The organism is Myxococcus sp. MxC21-1 (assembly GCF_032612255.1).
GTDB lineage: Bacteria > Myxococcota > Myxococcia > Myxococcales > Myxococcaceae > Myxococcus > Myxococcus virescens.
Map to the genome: position 1 here is coordinate 4874045 of NZ_CP123278.1, position 19247 is coordinate 4893291.

The window sequence follows — 19247 nt, forward strand, 5'->3', positions numbered from 1 at the left end:
CCGCTACCACCTCGTCTGTTCGCTCCAAGGAGGTGGCCCTGTGAGCCGCATCGCGGGATGGGTGTTGCTGGTGCTGGCGCTGGTCGTGTCTTACCGCCCGGCCGAGGCCGCGCAGGCGAAGAATACGCAAGCGCAGAAGACCCGAGTCGCGGTGCTGCGCCCGGAGGGCCGCCAGGCGGATGCGCTGCGCAGGGTGCTGACGCAGGAACTGGGCAAGAAGGGACGCGGGCGAGAGGTGCTGCCCGCGAAGAAGGTGGATGCCCAGGTGAAGCGCATCCGCGGCGGTCCGAAGACGGATGCGCAGCGGCGGGCGCTGGCGAAGAAGCTCGGCGCGGACGTGCTGATCCTCGCCTCGGTGAAGGGGACGAAGCGCTGGGACGTGGAGGTCCGCGCCTACTCCGGCAAGGACGGCACCCTCCTCGCGGAGGAGCGCTGGGACGTCCGCACGAACCGCGCCTTCCCCGACGTGCGGCGCGAACTCGAGCCCAAGCTGGGCGCGGCCCTGAAGGCGGGCCCGGAGCAGAGCCTCCCACCTGCCGCCGTCACGCCTCCGACGCCTGTCTCCGAGCCGGAGGTCGCGCCCCCGGCCCCCATCGCGGAGGCACCGCGCCCGGCGGTCGTGAAGCCTCCTCCGCCCACCGTGACGAAGGAGGAGCCGCCAGTGGAGCCCGAGCCGAAGGCCGCCGGCTCTCGCGACCTGGACGGCCCCATCCTGGAGGCGCTGCTGTCCGGACAGGGGCTGTTCCGCCGCTTCAACTTCTCGGGCAGCAACGCCAACGCGCTGCCCGAATACAGCCTCAACAGCGCCGCGGCGGCGAGCCTCTCGGTGAGCTACTTCCCGCTCTCCCACTTCACGGATGGGATGGTGCACAACCTGGGTATCGTGGCGCGGGGCACACGCGCCCTCGGGCTGTCCACGCGGCTTCCGGATGGCTCCGAGTACGGCACCACCGCGCAGCTCCTGGAGGGAGGCCTGCGCCTCCGCCTGCCGCTGCCGTGGCTGGAGGTCTCGGTGGGCGCGCTGTACGGCACCCACTCCTTCGCGGTGGAGCTCCCGCCGGAGAGCACCTTCGCCCTGCCCGACGTGGACTACCGCTTCGCGCACGTGGAGCTGGGCCTGCGCAAGGCGCTCACCGAGCGATGGGCCATCGCCGCGCGCGTGGGCTACCAGCACGTGCTGAGCGGCGGCGAGCTGTCCTCGGACGACTACCTCCCGAAGCTGAGCGGCTCCGGACTCGATGGCGAACTCGCCGTGGAGTTCGCCCTGACGCGCATTTGGGGTCTGCGGCTGGGCGGAGAGCTGCGGAGCTACTCCTTCACCGCCGACGCCGCGGAGGGAGCCCCGGTCTTCGCCGGCGGCGCCAAGGACCTGTACTTCAGCGGTCAGCTCGGCGTGTACCTCAGTCTGTAACACCACCGCATTGAGGGGGTCTGTCCCCCACGCATGTGGCGCCTCCTCCTCACTTTCCGCGAGGCCCACATGAAAGATGCAACGCGTATGCACGCGTGACACGAGTTTTTCAGTATCCGTGTCATCGGGCCATTCGACCGATGCGCGTGCGAGTCGCGGCTACATTGACAGGAACGCATCATCCATCTGATTGGTATGTCTCCCAATGATGGAGGCGCTCGTGCCGAGGATGCGGTCACAACGGTTGTCACGAGAGCCAGCGGAGCGGGGACGGTGGTGGCGCCCGGTGGTGCTCGGGCTGGTCTTGAGCGGGGCTGCTGGCTGCGAAGGAACCATCTCCAACCCGGAGGGCCCCGGTGGAGGGCCCGGCCCCGGTACACCCCCGCCCACCGCCATCGAGAAGCCAGCCCCGTCCGTGCGAATGGCGCGCCTGACGCACGTGCAGTGGACGAACAGCGTGCAGGAGCTGCTCAGGCTGGACGCACCGCCCACCACGCTGGCGGGCACCTTCCGCGCGGACCCCGCCCAGAGCGGCTTCCTCTTCGACAACGATGCGCGCGCCCTCTCCGTCGACGAGGCCCTCTGGGGCGCCTACCAGCGCGCCGCCGCTGAACTCGCCGGCCAGGTGACGACGGACGCGACGAAGCTCGCGCGCCTCTTGCCTCCGTCGGCCGCCACCGACGAGGAGCGCGCCCGCGCCTTCGTGGAGTCCTTCGGCCTGCGCGCGCATCGGCGCCCGCTGACGTCCGAAGAGGTGGAGAGCTACCTCGGGCTGTACCGCAAGGGGCCCCAGGCCTACGCGGACATGTCGGCCTTCGAGGGTGGCATCCGGCTGGTGATTGAAGCCTTCCTTCAGTCGCCCCACTTCCTCTACCGCGTGGAGCGCAGCACGCAGGCCGTGCAGGACCGGGTGCCGCTCGACGACTACGAAGTGGCTTCGCGGCTGAGCTACGGCCTCTGGAGCGCCATGCCGGACGACACCCTGTTCGCCGCCGCGAGCGAGGGCACCCTGCACTCCCGCGAGGGCGTCGCCACACAGGCACGGCGCATGCTCCAGGACGCGCGCTCGAACAAGGTGGTGGAGGCCTTCCACCGCACCCTCTTCGACGTGCCCCGCTATGCCGCCATCCGGCCCTCCCTCACGCGCTACCCGCAGGTGTCCGAGCGCCTCGGGGAGTACGCGGCCCGGGAGACGACCCTTTTCGTCCAGGACGTCGTCTTCTCCCGCAAGGGCGGCTACAGCGACCTGCTCACCTCGCCGGCCACCTTCGTCAACGACGAGCTGGCGCGCGTCTACGGGCTGAGTGGCACGTTCACCGCCGACTTCGTCCCCGTGACGCTGGACTCGCGCGAGCGCAAGGGCGTGCTCACCCAGGTGGGCTTCCTGGCCTCGCACGCGACGTCGGTGGACCCGGACCCCATCCACCGCGGCGTCTTCGTGTCCGAGCGCATCATCTGCCGGAAGATTGGCGCGCCGCCGGCCAACATCCCGCCGCTCCCCGCCCCCCAGGGCCGCACCAATCGCGAGGTCGTCGCCTCGCACACCGAAGCGCCAGGGACTGCGTGCGCCAGCTGCCACTCGAACCTCATCAACCCGCTCGGCTTCCCCTTCGAGAACTTCGACGCCATCGGCGGCTACCGCACCACGGACAACGGACATCCGGTGGACGCCAGCGCGTCTCCCAACATCAACGGAGAGACGGTGTCGGTGCGCGACGCGCTCGACCTGGCGGACGCACTCGCGGCCAATGAGACGGTGCATGCGTGCTACGCGAAGCACTGGGTGGAGTACCTCCACGGGCGCCCGTCCGCCCACGAGGATGTGCCGCTGGTGGAGCGGCTCGGAAAGCTGTCGAAGGCGGGCAACCTGTCCATCGTCGACCTCGTCGTGGAGGTCGTCACCAGCGAGGGCTTCGTGAATCGCCACCCGGAGGAGCTGCCATGAAGCTGAGTCGCCGGATGGTGTTGAAGGGCCTTGGCGGGACGATGCTGAGCCTGCCGTTTCTCGAGGGGCTGATGCCGAGGACCGCCCGCGCGGCGGACTCGGGGGTGCTGCCGTACGCCATCTTCTTCCGGCAGGCCAACGGCGTCGCCTCGGCCCAGACGACGTCGGAGCTCGGCGCGGAGCCGGAGCGCTTCTGGCCGCGCACCCTGGGTGCGCTCACCGCGGAGAGCATGGCCGGGCGGGCCGTGGGCGTGCTCGATGACCACCGCGCGCACCTGCTGCTGGTGCGCAACGTCAACATGAAGGACTACAACTACGGGGACGGCCACGCCCGCGGCGCCATGCAGGGGCTGACGGCGCAGGGCCCCGTGGTGGAGGGCGCGGGCGGCGGCTCCGAGTCCGCGGGCGAGTCCATCGACCACCGCATCGGCCGCGAGCTCAATCCGCAGCAGCGTGACTCGCTCGTCTTCTACGCGGGCCGGCGTGGCGGCTGGCTCGGGGGGCCCTGCCTCTCCTACCGGAGCAGCAACGTGCGCCGGGCCGCGCTGCATGACCCGTGGAATGCGTACCAGACGATGATTGGCGGCCCGGGAGGACTGACTCCCGAGGCTCGCGAGCAGCTCCTCGTCCGGCAGCGCAGCGTGAACGACCTGGTGAAGGCCCAGCTCCAGGCGCTCCAGCAGCGTCCCGAGCTGAGCGCGTCCGACCATGAGCGCTTGGACCTGCACCTGTCCAACGTCCGGGACCTGGAGGTCGCCCTGAGCTGCCGCATGCGCGCGGACCAGGAGCTCATCCTCCAGCAGCAGTCGCCCGGCTATGACAGCACGGACGGCACCGAGGTGCTCGCCACCGCCAGGCTGCACATGGACATCGCCGTGATGGCGATGGCGTGCGGCACCAACCGCGCGGCCGTCATCCAGGTGGGCAATGGCAACGACGGCGACACGCGCTACCGCAACCCGGACACGGGGCAGTTGATGGAGAACTTCCATTACGTGTCCCACCGTCGCTCGTCGCACGACTCCAGCGGCGGCATCATCACGGGTTCGGACCTGCTGCACCACCACGTGGACGTGCAGTTCGCGAGCGCCTTCAATCACCTCCTGGACCGGCTGGTGGCCTACCAGATGCCGGACGGAAAGCGACTCATCGAGCACGGCGTGGCTGTCTGGTACAACGACCTGGGCAACGGGCCGGCTCACTCGGCGCGCAATGTGCCCTTCGTCCTGGCGGGGAGCTGCAATGGCTTCTTCAAGCAGGGCGTCTACGTCGAGGCGTCGGGCGGCGGCAATCCCAACCACAACCGGATGCTGAACACGATTGGCACCGCCGTGGGGCTGAGGAACGCGGCCGGCGGGAACCTGGACGACTTCGGCGACCCGTCGCTGACCAAGGGCGTGCTCTCCGAGCTCATCGCCTGAGTGGACGATTGCGTCCTGCTCCAGTGTCCGGCGCTGGAGCAGGTCGTTCAGGCAGCGTGACCACGCTGTCCGTGGCGCTGGGGCAAGCGCAGACAGCTCACTCTCCAGCTCACGAGGAGGCTCCTGCCAGCGGGAGCCCCTCCCCTGCGCGTCGAGCACCACACGTCGCCGTCTTCCGCGGCGGTATTGGAGGTGGGTCCCGAGAGGCGGTACCCGACAGCCGTGCCCGCTGGCGTCCCTCTCCATGCTGTCCAGGCCGCTGGCAGAGGACACCGACCCGCGTGCGGAGGCCGCGCGGGTCTGTCGCGGGGCTCGTCCAAGGCGCAGGCCATGGGGCACTGGCGTCAGGAGGCCGCCCTTCGCGCCGGCCCTCGGGCCCCGGCGGCCCGGAGATGAGAGCGCCGACGCGACGACGCGGCTGGCTCGCCGCGCTGGAGCGCGGGCAGCGCGTGACTCACGGCCGCTCGAGCATGAACGCGGTGATGGAGTAGCGCTGGTGGCCCTGAGCGGCGGGCAGCCACTCAGTCACTCGGTGGAGCGCGCCCACGGCGCGGAAGACGAAGACCGAGTTGAAGAGGGGCGGCACGCGGATGCTGTCCCACGCGCCTTCGGGATGCGGGAAGGCGAGGACACCGCCGAAGCGCTCGTCCCAGGGGCGCGTGAAGTTGAACACCACCGCGAGCCCTTCCTCCTGCGTGTCGTGATGTGGAGGGAAGGACTCCCCCACCTCCATTCGGGAGACCTGGACCTGACGGGTCTGGAGGGGTCGGGGCCAGCCCACGAGGTCCGCGAAGAAGGCAGCGGCCTCGTCACTGCGCAGCCAAGCGCAGAAGTCGATCAGCGTGGAGGGGGGCTGGCGCGAGTCGAGCGGCGCCACGTGCAGGGGATAGGGGCCGTGGTGATGGCGCCGGAAGAGGGCCTGACGGAGGGCGGCGTGGAGGGCCTCGGCGCGCTCGGGCAGCAGCGCGTCCTGGAGGCAGACGTGGAGCACGCGACCGCCCTCCGAGAACTCGCGGAGGATGGTGGCGCGCAGGGCCTCGGATGCCACGGCGAGCCGCGTCCAGGGCCTGGCCGCGTCGAGATGCCGCGGCACCGCGCGGACGGCACCGAAGATGCCCTCGGCGAAGTCCGGGATGAAGAAGCCGCTGGGGCGCTCAGGCCTGGGCGACGAGGTAGCTGGCGAGTCGGGTGATGACTTTGCCATCGCGCGGGTCATCGAAAAAGGAGATGGCGGGGGTGGGATTGAACTCGAGGGCCACGAAGGCGCCCTCGGGAGTGCGGCGCAGGTCCACGGCGGTGAAGACCATTCCCAATGCCTTGGCGCCACGGACGCAGAGGTCCCAGGCCGCGCGAGGCAGTCGAGCGGGTCTGACCTTATCCAGGTTCTGCCGCGCGTCGACCACGCCCTCGGTGGGAATCTGGAAGGCGGCCACGGGCTCGCCCGCGAGGACGTAGGCGCGGAACTCGTCGCCCTGAATCTGTTCCTGGAAGAGGACGGGACAGTTTCCGAGCAGGGTGAGCCGCTCGTCGGTGAGGTCGGCCTCGCTCAGCTTGCGCACCATCGCGCCGCCGCCCAGCGGCTTGTAGACGACGTTCCGGTGGCGGGCGAAGAACGCGCGCACCGCGTCCGGTGAGTGGGTGGCCAGGCTCGAAGGGACGGGGACCTTGTGGCGCGCGAGGAGCGCGAGCTGGTGGAGCTTGAGGTAGTGCAGCTCCACGGCCTCCATGGGATTGACGAAGGAGCAGCCGCGCCGATGGAGGGCGCGCACCACCGAGTGGAGGAAGGACTGGCGCTCCCGCTCGGCAAGGTATTGCTCCTGCCAGCGCGGGAAGTTGCGCTCGGTCAGGGCCTCGGCCTCTGGAACGGGGAGTGAGAGCCGCAGGTTCTTGACGTAGAAGGAGCGCAGGTCGCTGAGACACTCCTTCTCCCAGTGCACGACACCGTCCTCCCAGTCGAAGGTGACGGTGTCGGGCACCCGCTCCGTCTCCACGATGATGGCGCTCGCCCGACGACGCTCCACGGCTTCAGCCACATACCGGGTGGCGTCGTCCGTGCGCGAGCCGATGAGAACGACCTTCTTCCGAGGAGCCATGAGCGGCGGCTGACGTCCGGGGCGTCAGGTCAGCTGTTGCCCCGGAAGGGGTCGTCGGCCATGACCTTCACGAGCCCACCGTTGTTCGGCGGCGTGAACGGACCGCCGATGTCGGGCAGCGTCGGCTCGTCCATCTTCACCTTCACGAGCCCACCGTTGTTCGGCGGCGTGAACGGACCGCCGATGTCGGGCAGCGTCGGCTCGTCCATCTTCACCTTCACGAGCCCACCGTTGTTCGGAGGCGTGAACGGACCGCTGATGTCGGGCAGCGTCGGCTCATCCATCTTCACCTTCACGAGCCCACCGTTGTTCGGCGGCGTGAGCGGGCCGCCGATGTCGGGCAGCGTCGGCTCGTCCATCTTCACCTTCACGAGCCCACCGTTGTTCGGCGGCGTGAACGGGCCGCCGACGTCGGGCAGCGACGGCTCGTCCGCCTTGACCTTCACCCGGCCGTCGAAGAACTTGGGCAGCGCCTTCTCGAGTCCCTCCGGGGCCTTGATGTTCGGAGGGGTGAGCGGGCCATCGAAGCCAGGCAGCGACGGCTCATCCGCCTTGGCCTTCACCCGGCCGTCGAAGAACTTGGGCAGCGTCTTCTCATGCCCCTGCGGGGATCCGACGAAGCGGTCCGCCAGCTCGCGGGCCTTGGGCGTCAGCTTCACCTTCTCGAAGACATCGCGCAGCTGCTCGTGCTGGTGAGGGGTGAGCGAGCTGGCATCCGCGCCCTTGAGCGCCTTCTGGAGGGTGGGCGCTCCCACCTGCTTGCCACCGCGGGTGGCCTCCTTCAGTCGGGTCTCGAGCGAGGAAACGAATTGGGTCGGCGATTTGATAGGGCGCATGTGGGCTCCGTTGAGAGTTATCGCCTCCCCCCATGCGGAAGTTGCTCGTTTCTATGAAGTCGAGAGGGTTTCTGGGACGAATTGAAACCCTGCCCCCCTCGGCGACGGGGAGAGGCGGCACCGGCCCCCCTCCCACATCGGCCCCAGCAACCGCCTGCGAGCCCCGGTGCTTCGCGATGAGGGCGCTCGCCGCCCTCGGGTTGCCCTGGCACTCGAGCAGGGCGCGGAGCATCAGCGGGACGACGATGGTGGCGTCCGACTCGATGACGAACATCGGCGTCATCTCGGTCAGCTTGTCCCACGTGATCTTCTCGTTGGGCGTCGCGCCCGAGTACGAGCCGTAGGACGTCGTCGAGTCGCTGATCTGGGAGAAGCACGCCCACGGCTTCACGGGCTTCTGCAGGTCGTACTTGATGAACGGGACGACGCAGATGGGAAGTCACCGGCGATGCCGCCGCCAATCTGGAAGAAGCCCAAGCCCTGGCCCATGGAGACCTCCTCGTAGCGGTCATAGAAGTCCGCCATGCACTCGATGCCGGACTTGACGATGCTCGCGTTGCACTCACCCGCCTTCACGAAGGACGCGAAGATGTTGCCGAACGTCGAGTCCTCGTAACCCGGGACGACGATGGGCAGCTTGCGCCGCGCCGCCTCGAGCAGCCAGCAGGCCTCCGGGTCGCCATCGTACGACGCGGGGTCCAGCATCTGGATGACCTCGTAGAGGTACTCGTGCCAGAAGCGGCGCTGGCCCTTTCATTCACATCAGAATCGCGTTTGCCTCGTCCGTGAACGCGTGCTCGTCATCCCCATGAAGCACCAGGGGCGGCAGTACCGTCAGGTCCGCCCTGCCCGCCTCGACGGCATGAAGCAGCACCAGCTTCGCGGGCCGGTCCGCCAGCGGATGCACCCTCCGCGCGGTGCGCGGCTCCATCCGATGGAGCCGCAACACAGACGTCAGCTCACCAAGCGTGACGCCGGGTACACCATGAACAGCGCTCCACGCGGCACCAGTAAGTGGTCCGCCGCGCGCACCACGTCCTGGAGCTCACACGCCAGCTCGTGCCGCGCAATCGCCTTCTCCGTGGACACGCTGCTTCGCCCCGATGCCCGCGTCCGGTACGGCGGATTGCGCAGCACGTGCACGAAGCTGCCCGCCGCCAACTGCACCCCTACCCTGCGCAGGTCCCCATGCACCAGGGGCACTTCGCGCTCACAGCGGTTGAGGTACACGTTCCGCTCGGCCAGGGAGAACAGGCGCGCCTGAACCTCCAGTGCGGTGATGTCCTTGCGTCCCAGCTTGCGCGCGAGCACCAGGGGGATGATTCCGCACCCTGTGCCCAGGTCCATCAGCCGGCCCCGCTGCGCCGCGCCTTCGTCCATGGCGAAGTGCGCCAGCAGCAGTGGGGCCAACGTGAAGCGGTATCCCTAACGGCGTTGCAGCACCCGCGCCCCCGCCACAAATCGAGTCCAGCGTCTCTCCGGCCCCGGGCTGGAGCTCGAGCGGAACACGCCGGGGCAGGTCCTCCGGCGGAGTTTGGCGCAGGACCCTCACGCCAACGGGTCAGCCTTCCCGGTCCAGGTAGAGCAGCCCCGCCGGCGGCAACGGTTCGACGCGCAGCGTGCTGGGTGGCAGCGTCGCCTGTGCCTCCATCACCGCGCGTACCTCCCACAGCGGCGGCGGATTGAGGGCGAAGCCCGCCTGGAACATCCCTGACTCCACACCCTGCACCAGCGACTCCAGGCCCTGCACCGGGTACACCTGCGAATGCCCCGGCGCCTCCGGGTCCTTGATGCCCAGCACGGTCCGCAGCACCAGCGCGTTCAGCAGCGCCAGGTCCAGGCTCCGCAGCGTGGGATTGCGCGGCGCCCCCTTCAGGTGCGCCAGGTCCAACCCCTGACGGAACCGGAGGATGCGGCCTCGCCCTCCCGGCAACACCAACAGCACCGCGTGGTGCCCGGTGATGAGCGTGGCCAGTCGCTCTCGCGCCACCGCCAGACCGCGCGGCGTATTCAGGGGCTCATCCAGTTCGTAGACGCGCGCGTACGCCGTCACCAGCGTGAGGAACGTCTCCTCCTTGAAGGTCTCCACGCCCTTGAGCGCGCGGTGGATGGGCAGCAACTCCAGCCCCGGGTCGGACAGGGGAACGACGGCCGCCAGCGTCGGGCCGCGCTCGTCCAGCGCCGCCAACGGCCGCATGGGCGCTTCATCCAGCACGGCCTGGAGCCGCTTCGACACGGGGGAAGGCTCGATGCGCCGCAGCGACAGGGTGTTCTGTCCGTAGCGCCCTTCCCACACGACGATGGCGCGCGCAGAAGCCTCTGCGAGCAGTCCGCGCAGCACGCCATGGTCATCCGCGGTCAGCGTGACAGCGGGCTCCGCTTCCCAGGCCCTGGGCCGGTAAGGGTCATGCTCCAGCGAGGCGCCCGCATCCGGATTCAGGGCACACAGGAGGAATCGCACCGGCGGGCCGCCGAGCTTGCCAGCGGGTCCCTGCACCTCCACCAGGTACATCGCGGGGCGTGTGTCCCGCAGCAGCGCGCCCGAGTCCCGCAGGCGCCGCAGCTCCGCCGTGGGATTGGCCGCCTCCAGGAGGGGGCGAACGTGTGACGGCTGGGGCACCGCATTGCCACGCGGCACGTAGCCGCTGGGCTCCAGCGAGGAATCCAGCGAGCCAAGAAGGGCCGAAAATGGATTGACGCGCGCCATGTCGGGGGGAAGGTGGTGCCTCCTGCCCCGCCGTGCCATGGCGCGCGCCTGGTTGCCCTAGGCCGCGTCTACCACCAGACGTTCGTGTACGGCCGGTCCTTCCCTGAGCGGCCAGCCATCTTCAGGGCGGAGCGGTCCACGCTCTCTTCCCACAGCAGGCTCACCGTGGTGATGGCCCCCGCCGAACCGAGGAACGACAGGACGTACGGCGTGGACTGATCGAATCCACCCAGCACCACGCCGGAGAGGAGCAGCACCACCGCGCCCACGCCGCCGCCGAAGATGTTGGCTCGGACGATTTGGGACGGCGTCGGGTTGTAACGCATGGTGGCCAGCGCCAGCGCGCCCGCGCCGATGCCCGGCGCCAGCAGCAGCGTGTCCCGCCACGTCTTGCCGGACACGGGTGTCCCGGAGAAGTGGATGATGGCCAACAGCAGCGCCGCGTAGGCCGCGCCCCAGCCCGCACCGGACGAAATCAGCAAGCCGTCATTGAGCGGAAGCTGGCCGCCGCCAATGCCCGCCGTGAGCCACGCGCCCAACTCCGCGCCCAGGAAGGCGGACCACGTCAGGACGCCCGCGTCCTGCGTGAAGAGGTCCATCAGGCCCGCGGTGAACATGCCGCCCACCACCGAGTTGGCGATGCCGAAGGTGGCCATGGGGCGGTCCACCCAGTTGTTGAACTGCCACCACGACGAGGCACCGAAGCCCAGGCCCGCGCCGATGAGCGTGCCCGCCAGCATCGCCTCACGCGAGCTCTTGTCGAAGTTGAAGTCGCTGGCGAACGCCTGCGTGAAGAAGCCACCCAGCGCGCCCAGCGTCGTGTGGTGCACGATGAAGGTGAAGCTGCCCGGACCGGAGAGGAACGGCCCCTGGCGCGGCCTGCCGTCCAGCATCACCCCGGTGTCCTCGATGGGAGGCACGCCCCGCTTCGCCGTGGCCCGGTCGTCCGGCGTCAGCGGCGACTGCGGCTTCGTCCGCAGCGAGTCCGGATCCGGAGGCAGCGTGGGCGCGTCGCTCGCCGTCGCGGTGTCACCCGGGTAGCGAGCCGGGTCCTGCGCATCCGAAGGGGGATAGGCGTTCTGCGCCGGGGGTAGCTCTGCTGCGTCTGCGGCTGCGCATACGGGTCCACCGGCTGCGGCGGCTGCGCGTACGGGTCCGCGGGCTGCGTGGACTGTGGCGGTTGCGCATATGGATCCGCTGACGGCTGCTGCGGCTGCGGCTGCGCATACGGGTCCACCGGCTGCGGCGGCTGCGGCGGCTGCGCATACGGGTCCGCGGGCTGCGCGGACGCCGGCGGCTGCGCGTATGGGTCCGCAGGTTGCTGCGTCTGCGTCTGCGGCGGCTGCGCATACGGGTCCGCGGGCTGCTGCGGCGCCGTCTGGCGATACGTGGGCTGCGGAGGGGCCGCATAACCCGCGGGGGCAGACGGCGGCTGCGCAGACCCCGGGGATGGATAGGTTCCGCCAGCCTGCGCCTTCGCGGGCTCCGGAATGACCAGCGCGAGAGCGAGGGCGGTGATGGGGAGATAGCTCCAGCTTCTCAATGATGACACGCAAGGACTCCTTCGGTCCGGCCGGACGGCAGAAAACCACAACCTGTCCTCGGGTGCCGGAAATTGGAGCGCCGTCCGACCCTCCCTGTCCCCTCGTTCACAGCCACGCACTTCTTTTCCTCCGCGACGCGAATGCGGCTCGCGTATCAGTGAGGCCCCATGCCTGAAGGCTTCTCGTGGTCCGAACTCGGCGTCGATTCGGCGCGCGTGCAGGTGGTGAAGGACCTCCCCCTTCCTTCCGGCTGCCGCGACTTCGTCCTCTACTGGTGCATGGTCAACCATCGCGCCGAGCAGAACCACGCGCTGGATGCCGCCATCGGTCTGGGCAACCACCTGCGCCTGCCCGTCGTCGTCTACCAGGCCATCCGTCCGGACTACCCCCATGCCTCCGACAGGCTCCACGCCTGGGCCCTGGAGGGGATGATGGACATGGCCATCGGCTGCGCCGCGCGCGGGCTGCCCTACTGGCTGGAGCTGCCCCGGACCTCGAAGGAACACCGTCCCCGGCTGGCCCAGCTCGGCCGGCGCGCCGCCGCCATCGTGTCGGACCTGTTCCCCACGTACATCATTCCGGGCCACCTGCGTGGCGCCGCCAAGGCCCTGGACGTGCCGCTGTTCGCCGTGGATGCGTCCTGCGTGGTGCCCATGCAGCGCATCGCCACGCGGCAGATTGGCGCCTATACCTTGCGGCCCAAGCTGAAGAAGCTGTGGCCGGAGTACCTGGACCGCGCCGTGCCCAACCGCGCGGTGAAGGCCGCCGCGGCCGGACGCAAGCTGGAGCCGGACTTCGCCACGTCGGACGCTCGCGAGGCCCGCGAGTCCCTGGACGCCTTCGACTTCGACCATTCGGTGGCGCCCATCCAGGAGCGCGGAGGACGAAAGGCGGGCCTCGAGGCGCTCCAGGCCTTCGTGCACCAACGGTTGGAGGGCTATGACGAAGGCCGCAACGACCCGGGCCTGGCGCGGCAGTCCAACCTGTCCCCCTTCTTCCACTGGGGCAACCTCTTCGCGGGAGAGGCCGCGCGCGCCGCCATCCGCGCACGCGGCGCGCAGGATGCTTCCGTGCAGGGCTTCCTGGAGGAACTGCTCGTCCGCCGTGAGCTGGGCTTCAACTACTGCTTCCACACGCCGGGGCCGCAGCAGCTCTCCGTGGCCTCCCTGCCTCCGTGGGCAAAGGAGACGCTCACCCGCCACCAGAAGGACGCGCGCGAGCACCGCTATTCTTTAAAGCAATTGGAGACAGCGCGGACCGCGGACGGCTTGTGGAACGCGGCCCAGCGCGAGTTGGTGGAGCGTGGCCGCATCCACAACTACCTGCGCATGCTGTGGGGGAAGAAAATCCTGGAGTGGACTCCCTCCCCCCAGGAAGCGCTGCGACGCATCGCGTTCCTCAACGACAAGTACGCGGTGGATGGCAGGGACCCCGCGAGCGTCGCCAACTTCATGTGGGTGCTGGGACTGCATGACCGCCCCTTCCAGGAGCGGCCGGTGCTGGGCAAGGTGCGGCCCATGAGCTCCCTGCGCACGGCGGCCAAGTACAATCTGGCCCCCTACCTGGAGCGCTGGGGCCGCCCGGAAGACCCACCGGTGAAGCTCAAGCGCGTCCGCAAGACGGCAGGCCCGTGAGCAAGCCTGTTGACATCCGCGCGCCCAAAAGTGACACGGCGGTTCCATTCCCGCTCGGGCACGGATAAACGCACGAAGCGGGACACCGAGATCAGGAGCCAGCCATGGGAATGATGAAGTTCGATATCCCCCACTCCCTCCCCAAGGAGGAGGTCAAGCAGCGCGTCGATCAGCTGCTCCAGTACTGGGGCGGCAAGTACGGCGTGAAGGCGGACTGGCAGGGGGAAGGCGCGAAAATCGTCGGCAAGGTGATGGGCATCCAGATGGATGCCTCGTTCGTCATCACCGACAAGGCCGTCGAGGGTGAGGGCACCGACCCTGGCATGCTGCTGCGCGGCCAGGCCAAGAGCTACCTGCAGAAGAAGTTCGGCTCCGTGCTCGACCCGAACAAGAGCCTGGACCAGGTGAAGAGCAGCCTGGACTGACGTGAAGCACGGGACGCGGCCCCTGCCTCAGCGCAGGGGCTGTTCCTCCAACGCGGCCAGGGCGTAACGCGCCGCGCGAGAGATGGCATCCGCCGAGTCCGGCATCTCCGGGTAGTGCCCCGCGAGGGGACGCTGCGGGAAGCGAAGCTGGGCAATGGCGTTGCGGTAGCTGCGGCGGGCCGCCTCATGGTCCTGCGTGCGCTCGTGCACCTGCGCCAGCAGGTAGTGGCCAATGGCCAGGGTGGGCTCCAGGAACAGGGCCTTGCCCAGCTCGGAGCGCGCCTCGCTCAACTCCCCTGCTTGCAACGCTGCGACCCCGCCGAACACCCGAGCCTCCACGCACAGCGGCTCGCGCTGGATGGCCTGCGCGAAGGCCTCGCGCGCCTCGGGGATGCGGCCGGTGAGCGAGAACAGGTTGCCCAGCGTCAGCAGCCCATCCAGGTCACTGGGCTCGTCCGCGAGCAGCCGCTGCACGCCAGCGATGGCCGCCGAGAAATCCCCCTGCGCCATCTTCCGCACCGCCATGGCCAGCCGCTCCGCCGGAGGCAGCAGCGTGGGCCAGGCGGGCACCTCCACGGTGGGCGCGCGGGGCGTGGTGGCCACGGCCGGAAGCTCGGTGGTGATGCGCGGACGGGCGGAGTCCCCGCTCCCCACCGTGGGCAGCTCCGCGGTGACACGCGAGCGCGCGACACTGGAAGGTAGCGGCGCGGCGATGGCCGGCAGCGGAGAGTGGGGCGACACCGCGGGCAGCCGCCCAGGCACCACGGAACGCGGACTGGAAGAGGCCCCCAGCGCCGGCAGCGTCACGCTGGGCGAGCCATGCGCCGCCACCGAGGACGCGGACACCGCGGGCAGCCGCGTCGTCAACGGGACGTCCTCGGGCAGCATCCGCTTGCGCAGGTCCGCGGTGAACGCGTCCGCGGGCACGGGCCTGCGCGCGGCGACCTCGGGCTCGCCAGGATACGGGGTGATGCGCAGCGGCGGCGCCCGCATGCTCTTGTCGTTCAGCGGGCGGCGGTACACGAACGCCCCATCGACTTCGATCATCTCGAAGCGGTCGTAGACCTTGAAGAGGCTCTCCGAGTACCCCAGGAACAACAACCCGCCCGGCCGCAGCGCGGCGAGAAAGCGATCCATCAATCCGCGGATGGTGGGCAGGTCGAAGTAGATGATGACGTTGCGGCAGAGGATGAGGTCCAGCGACGACAGGGCCACCTTGTCGAAGACGGGAACGGCCAGGTTCTGTCCATCGAAGCGGATGTACTCACGCAGCGCGGGCAGCGCCTCATAGCCCTCTTCCACGGGCTTGAAAAAGCGCGTCAGCCGCGTCTGGTTGATGCTGATGGCCCGACGCGAGGTGAAGCGCCCCTGCTTCGCGGCCTCCACCGCGGCCAGGTTGAGGTCGGTGGCCCACAGGTCCACCTCCAGCGACAGCGCGCCCAGCTCCGCCAGCACCATGGCCAGGCTGTAGGGCTCCTCACCCGTCGCGCAGCCCGCGGACCAGATGGACACCTTGCGCATCTCGCGCCGCGAACGGGACACCAGTTCCGGCAGCACGCTCTTCTCCAGCGCGCGGAACTGCTTCGCGTCGCGGAAGAACTCCGTGTGCCCCACCGTCACCAGCGGCAACAGCGAGCGCAGCTCCTCTTCGCCACCGGCGCCCGTCAGGCGCTGGATGTAGTGCTCGGGCTCTTCCAGTCCCAGCACGGGCATCCGCGCGGACAGCGCCAACCGGAGGCTGTGGAAGCCATCCGGCGTGATTTTCAGTCCCGCGCGCTCCAGCAGCAGCGCGGCGAGTTGCTGCAAGACTTTCTGGCTCGCCGTCAACACACATCCACCCACTGCATCAGCGCCGCGCCAATCCGGCTCAGTGGCAGCACTTCGTGCGCCGCGCCCATCAACACCGCCTCGCGCGGCATGCCCCAGACGACGCTCGACGCCTCGTCCTGGGCAATGGTCCGACCGCCGCGCTCTCGAATCTCCTTCAACCCTCGCGCCCCATCGCGCCCCATGCCCGTCAGGATGACCCCGATGCAGCGCGGGCCAAACGACTCACCCGCGGAAGTCAGCAGCATGTCACAGGACGGCCGGAAACCGCGAAGCGCGGGGCCCGCGTCCAGCTCCAACCTGCCCTCGGGTCTGACCAAGAGGTGACTGCCCGACGGAGCGATGTACACCGTGCCGGGCACCATGAGCACGTCATGTTCGGCCTCCAGCACACGCAGCGCCGTTTCATTGGCCAGCCAGTGCGCCAGCCCTTCCGTGAAGCCGTCGCTGATGTGCTGGCAGTAGGCGATGGGCGCCGGGAAGGCGCGCGGAATCATCCGCAGCACCTGCGCCACCGCCTTGGGTCCGCCCAGGGACGCGGCGATGGCTACCAGCGGATACGGAGGAGGCGGCTTCGCCTCACGCGCCGCTTGCGGTGGCGGCCGCGTCTGCACCTGCCGCACCGCCTTCACCTGCGCCAGCAGCACCAGCTTGCGTGACACGTGCGCCCAGAACTCGGGCCCGGGGTTCGCCGGACGCTCCAGCACGTCCAGCGCGCCCGCCACCATCGCCTGGAAGGCCTCCTGGCCGGACAACACGCCGGGGTGCAACGCCAGCACCGGCACGGGCCGCTCCACCATGACGTGCTCGATGGCGGGCAGCGCGTCCAGCGCGCTCAGGTCCACCAGCACCACGTCCGGGAAGTGCCGCTGCACGGCCACCAGGGCGCCGGCGAAGTCCACCTCCGCCGGCCCCACGGGCACCAGGGATTCCCCATCGAACAGGCCCCGGGCCGCGAGCGCACGCAGCCCCTTGCCCACCATGAGCACCCGAAACGCCATACCTGCGACTGCCGCGCCACCGCCCAAGCCTGGCTCCTCAGGTCAGCCGGTCGATGGCCTGCGCGAGAACCTCCACGCCCAGCTCGCCCTTGACGAGGTACGCGTCCGCACCGGCATCCAACCCGCGCCGCTTGTCCTCGGGCGAGGCGAGCGACGACAGGATGATGACCGGAATGCGAGCCACCGCGGGCGTCGACTTGAGCCGCCGCGCCAGCGAGAACCCGTCCAACTTGGGCATCTGCACGTCCGTGAGGATGAGGTCGTAGGTGTTGTTCTGCACCTTCACGTAGGCCTCTTCGCCGTCCTGGGCTTCCTCCACCGAGTGCCCCAGCGCCTTCACCAGCGCCCCTTCCGTGGCGCGGGCAATGGGCGAGTCGTCCACCAGCAGCACCCGGAGGCGCTTGGCGGCGGGGGCCTGGGTGACGGGGCGGGCCATCCGGCGCACCTCCGCCATGATGTCCGGGACATGGAGCAGCACGGCGATGCGCCCGTCCTCCAGCGCCGCGGTGCCGGCGATGAAGGGCGCGGCCTTGAGGAACTCGCCGCCGCAAGGCTTCACGGCCACTTCGCGCTCGTCCACGAAGCCGTCCACCACCAGCGCCGCGTGGTCCTCGCCGTGACGCACCACCACCGCGGGGGCTTGTCGAAGCGATTGCCGCCGTTGAGGCCCAACAGCGGCCCCAACGCCACCAGCGCCGTGGGCTTGCCACGGTGCCGCACGGCCAACGTGCCGAAGATCTCCAGCCGGTCATCCGGCTTGACGCGCATGACGGCTTCCACGTCCGCAGCGGGCATGCCGTAGACGTCGTCCCCCAGGCGCACCAGCAGCACCTTCATCAACGCCAGCGACTGCGGCAGGCGCAGGGTGATGGTGGAGCCACGGCCAATGCGGCTGCTCACGCCCACCGAGCCGCCCAGCGTCTCCACCTTGCGCTTCACCACGTCCATGCCCACGCCACGGCCAGACAGCTCGCTGACCTGGTCGCGGGTGGAGAAGCCGGGGCGGAAGATGAGCTCGATGGCCTCGCGCTCCGACAGCGCAGCGGCCTGCACCGCGTTGATGAGGCGCTTGGAGATGGCCGCCTGACGCAGCCGCTCCGGGTCGATGCCGCGGCCGTCGTCCTCCACCTCGATGTGGAGCATGTCGCCGTCCACGCGCACGCGGATGCGGATGCGGCCGTTGAGCGGCTTGCCCAGCTGCTGGCGCGTGTCCGGGGACTCCACGCCGTGGTCCACCGAGTTGCGCAGCAGGTGCACCAGCGCGTCGCGCACGTCGCCCAGCATGGACCGGTCCACGCCAATGTCGGCGTTCTCGATGACCAGGTCCACTTCCTTGCCCTGCGTGCGCGACATCTCGCGAACGGCGCGCGGGAAGGCGTCGAACACGGTGGACAGCGGCACCAGCCGGGCCTCGGCCACGTGGTCCGCCATCTTCGCCAGGTTGCCGTGCAGCGTGTTGATGCCGTCATCGTTGCGGCGCACGAAGCGGAACGCGTCGTCGCGCAGCATGTGGAGGTCGCTCTCCACGCGGTCCAGCTGCTCACGCAGCTCGTTCGAGATGTCGATTTCTTCCGCCAGCCGGAGGAAGCGGTCCCCCAGGCGGCTGAAGCGCTCGAACAACGCCTCCGTCTCCGAGCTGCGCAGCCGGCCGCGGGCGCTCTCCACCAGCAGGTCGCCCGCGAGCAACCCCAGCGCGTCGAGCACCTCCACGTTGACGCGGATGCTCCGGTCGGCCACCGCGGACTTCGCGGCGCTCGGGGCCTCCTCGTCACGGCCATGCGCGGCGGCCGGGTGAGGCGCGGATGCAGCGGCGTGCGCTCCCGGCTCGGCCACGGGGGCCTGCGGCGGGGGCGGTGCCACCGGAGCCTGCACCGGCGCGGGCGGCGCGGCGACGGCCGCCGGTGCCACCACGGGCGCGGCGACAGGGGCCGGCGGCGGTGCGGGAGGCGGCGCCACGGGCCGTGCTCCTGCGATGGCGGGCGGCGTCTGTCCGGAGACTTCCGCGAGCATGCGGACCATCTCCTCGCTGGCCGGGTTGCCCGTGTTGGCGCCGGACAGGTCTTCGTTGAGATCGGAGAGGACGTCGCACGCCCTGAGCAGGACGTCGGTGGCCACCTCGGTGGCCGTCTTGCCCTCGCGCTCTGCGCGCAGGACGTCCTCGGCGGCGTGCGCCAGTTGCCCGATGGCGGCTAGACCCAACATGCGGGCCTCGCCCTTCATCGTGTGCAGCTCGCGCGCGACGTCCTCCGCGGCCTGGTCCGCGGTCTCCTTCTCCAGGTCCAATACCCCCAGCTGAATCTTCTGGAGGCGGTCGGCGGTGACCTCCTGGAACTTCTTCAGGAGGGATTTCTTGAGAGCCTCGGTGTCCATGGCCGGCGTACGCCCCTCCCCTTCCAGGAAGCG

At 69.7% G+C, this 19247-nt stretch carries 14 protein-coding genes and 2 pseudogenes; 5 read left to right on the forward strand and 11 right to left on the reverse strand.

Annotation, left to right across the window (positions count from 1 at the left end; translation table 11 throughout):
- Positions 1 to 40: 40 nt before the first annotated feature.
- The 3 genes from QEG98_RS21715 (at position 41) to QEG98_RS21725 (ending at position 4777) form a co-directional block, all read left to right on the forward strand.
- A complete protein-coding gene (locus QEG98_RS21715) occupies positions 41 to 1411 on the forward strand; it encodes a hypothetical protein (RefSeq protein WP_316562665.1) in 1371 nt (456 codons plus the stop codon).
- A gap of 229 nt (positions 1412 to 1640) precedes the next feature.
- The gene (locus tag QEG98_RS21720; protein WP_316562666.1) at positions 1641 to 3356 is read left to right on the forward strand and encodes a DUF1592 domain-containing protein; all 1716 of its coding nucleotides are present in this window, start codon (positions 1641 to 1643) and stop codon (positions 3354 to 3356) included.
- Positions 3353 to 4777 (forward strand): DUF1552 domain-containing protein, encoded by a 1425-nt coding sequence (locus tag QEG98_RS21725; RefSeq protein WP_316562667.1) that lies wholly within the window; start codon positions 3353 to 3355, stop codon positions 4775 to 4777. The genes QEG98_RS21720 and QEG98_RS21725 overlap by 4 nt, the downstream gene beginning before the upstream one ends.
- Positions 4778 to 5231: 454 nt before the next feature.
- On the opposite strand, the gene QEG98_RS21730 is transcribed toward QEG98_RS21725, so the two are convergent.
- The 8 genes and pseudogenes from QEG98_RS21730 to QEG98_RS21765 form a co-directional block, all read right to left on the reverse strand.
- Positions 5232 to 5981 carry a 2OG-Fe(II) oxygenase gene (locus QEG98_RS21730; RefSeq protein WP_316562668.1) on the reverse strand — a complete coding sequence of 250 codons (750 nt, stop codon included), beginning with the start codon at positions 5979 to 5981 and terminating at the stop codon, positions 5232 to 5234.
- Positions 5932 to 6870, reverse strand: coding sequence for a hypothetical protein (locus tag QEG98_RS21735; protein ID WP_316562669.1), 939 nt, complete (start codon positions 6868 to 6870; stop codon positions 5932 to 5934). Before QEG98_RS21735 ends, QEG98_RS21730 begins: the two co-directional genes overlap by 50 nt.
- Before the next feature lie 29 nt (positions 6871 to 6899).
- A complete protein-coding gene (locus tag QEG98_RS21740; protein WP_316562670.1) occupies positions 6900 to 7706 on the reverse strand; it encodes a hypothetical protein in 807 nt (268 codons plus the stop codon).
- Positions 7707 to 7866: 160 nt separating this feature from the next.
- Positions 7867 to 8459 (reverse strand): annotated as a pseudogene (locus QEG98_RS21745) (deoxyhypusine synthase family protein); the annotation flags it as partial.
- 4 nt (positions 8460 to 8463) lie between these two features.
- On the reverse strand, positions 8464 to 8655 hold the full coding sequence (locus QEG98_RS21750; RefSeq protein ID WP_316562671.1) for a hypothetical protein: 192 nt from the start codon (positions 8653 to 8655) through the stop codon (positions 8464 to 8466).
- Positions 8656 to 8660: 5 nt separating this feature from the next.
- On the reverse strand, positions 8661 to 9116 hold the full coding sequence (locus QEG98_RS21755; RefSeq protein WP_316562672.1) for a tRNA1(Val) (adenine(37)-N6)-methyltransferase: 456 nt from the start codon (positions 9114 to 9116) through the stop codon (positions 8661 to 8663).
- 151 nt (positions 9117 to 9267) lie between these two features.
- Positions 9268 to 10413 (reverse strand): DUF1015 family protein, encoded by a 1146-nt coding sequence (locus tag QEG98_RS21760; protein WP_316562673.1) that lies wholly within the window; start codon positions 10411 to 10413, stop codon positions 9268 to 9270.
- A 68-nt stretch (positions 10414 to 10481) separates the two neighbouring features.
- Entirely contained in the window at positions 10482 to 11333 is an 852-nt protein-coding gene (locus QEG98_RS21765) for a hypothetical protein (RefSeq protein WP_316562674.1), read from the reverse strand.
- A gap of 791 nt (positions 11334 to 12124) precedes the next feature.
- Here QEG98_RS21765 and QEG98_RS21770 point away from each other — a divergent pair.
- Together QEG98_RS21770 and QEG98_RS21775 are read left to right on the forward strand one after the other, a co-directional pair.
- Entirely contained in the window at positions 12125 to 13591 is a 1467-nt protein-coding gene (locus QEG98_RS21770) for a deoxyribodipyrimidine photo-lyase (RefSeq protein WP_316562675.1), read from the forward strand.
- Positions 13592 to 13695: 104 nt separating this feature from the next.
- On the forward strand, positions 13696 to 14016 hold the full coding sequence (locus QEG98_RS21775; protein WP_090490577.1) for a polyhydroxyalkanoic acid system family protein: 321 nt from the start codon (positions 13696 to 13698) through the stop codon (positions 14014 to 14016).
- A gap of 27 nt (positions 14017 to 14043) precedes the next feature.
- On the opposite strand, the gene QEG98_RS21780 is transcribed toward QEG98_RS21775, so the two are convergent.
- The 3 genes and pseudogenes from QEG98_RS21780 to QEG98_RS21790 form a co-directional block, all read right to left on the reverse strand.
- Positions 14044 to 15846 carry a CheR family methyltransferase gene (locus tag QEG98_RS21780; protein WP_316562676.1) on the reverse strand — a complete coding sequence of 601 codons (1803 nt, stop codon included), beginning with the start codon at positions 15844 to 15846 and terminating at the stop codon, positions 14044 to 14046.
- Positions 15840 to 16844 (reverse strand): chemotaxis protein CheB, encoded by a 1005-nt coding sequence (locus QEG98_RS21785; RefSeq protein ID WP_316562677.1) that lies wholly within the window; start codon positions 16842 to 16844, stop codon positions 15840 to 15842. Before QEG98_RS21785 ends, QEG98_RS21780 begins: the two co-directional genes overlap by 7 nt.
- Positions 16845 to 16881: 37 nt before the next feature.
- A pseudogene (locus QEG98_RS21790) lies at positions 16882 to 19214 on the reverse strand (hybrid sensor histidine kinase/response regulator).
- Positions 19215 to 19247 lie beyond the last annotated feature (33 nt).

Bases quoted from the DNA above. Each gene is read 5' to 3' on its own strand.
- QEG98_RS21725 (WP_316562667.1), top strand. From the start codon at position 3,353: ATGAAGCTGAGTCGCCGGATGGTGTTGAAGGGCCTTGGCGGGACGATG.
- QEG98_RS21760 (WP_316562673.1), bottom strand. From the start codon at position 10,413: ATGGCGCGCGTCAATCCATTTTCGGCCCTTCTTGGCTCGCTGGATTCC.
- QEG98_RS21735 (WP_316562669.1), bottom strand. From the start codon at position 6,870: ATGGCTCCTCGGAAGAAGGTCGTTCTCATCGGCTCGCGCACGGACGAC.
- QEG98_RS21740 (WP_316562670.1), bottom strand. From the start codon at position 7,706: ATGCGCCCTATCAAATCGCCGACCCAATTCGTTTCCTCGCTCGAGACC.
- QEG98_RS21720 (WP_316562666.1), top strand. From the start codon at position 1,641: ATGCGGTCACAACGGTTGTCACGAGAGCCAGCGGAGCGGGGACGGTGG.
- QEG98_RS21785 (WP_316562677.1), bottom strand. From the start codon at position 16,844: ATGGCGTTTCGGGTGCTCATGGTGGGCAAGGGGCTGCGTGCGCTCGCG.
- QEG98_RS21730 (WP_316562668.1), bottom strand. From the start codon at position 5,981: ATGGCAAAGTCATCACCCGACTCGCCAGCTACCTCGTCGCCCAGGCCT.
- QEG98_RS21770 (WP_316562675.1), top strand. From the start codon at position 12,125: ATGCCTGAAGGCTTCTCGTGGTCCGAACTCGGCGTCGATTCGGCGCGC.
- QEG98_RS21775 (WP_090490577.1), top strand. From the start codon at position 13,696: ATGGGAATGATGAAGTTCGATATCCCCCACTCCCTCCCCAAGGAGGAG.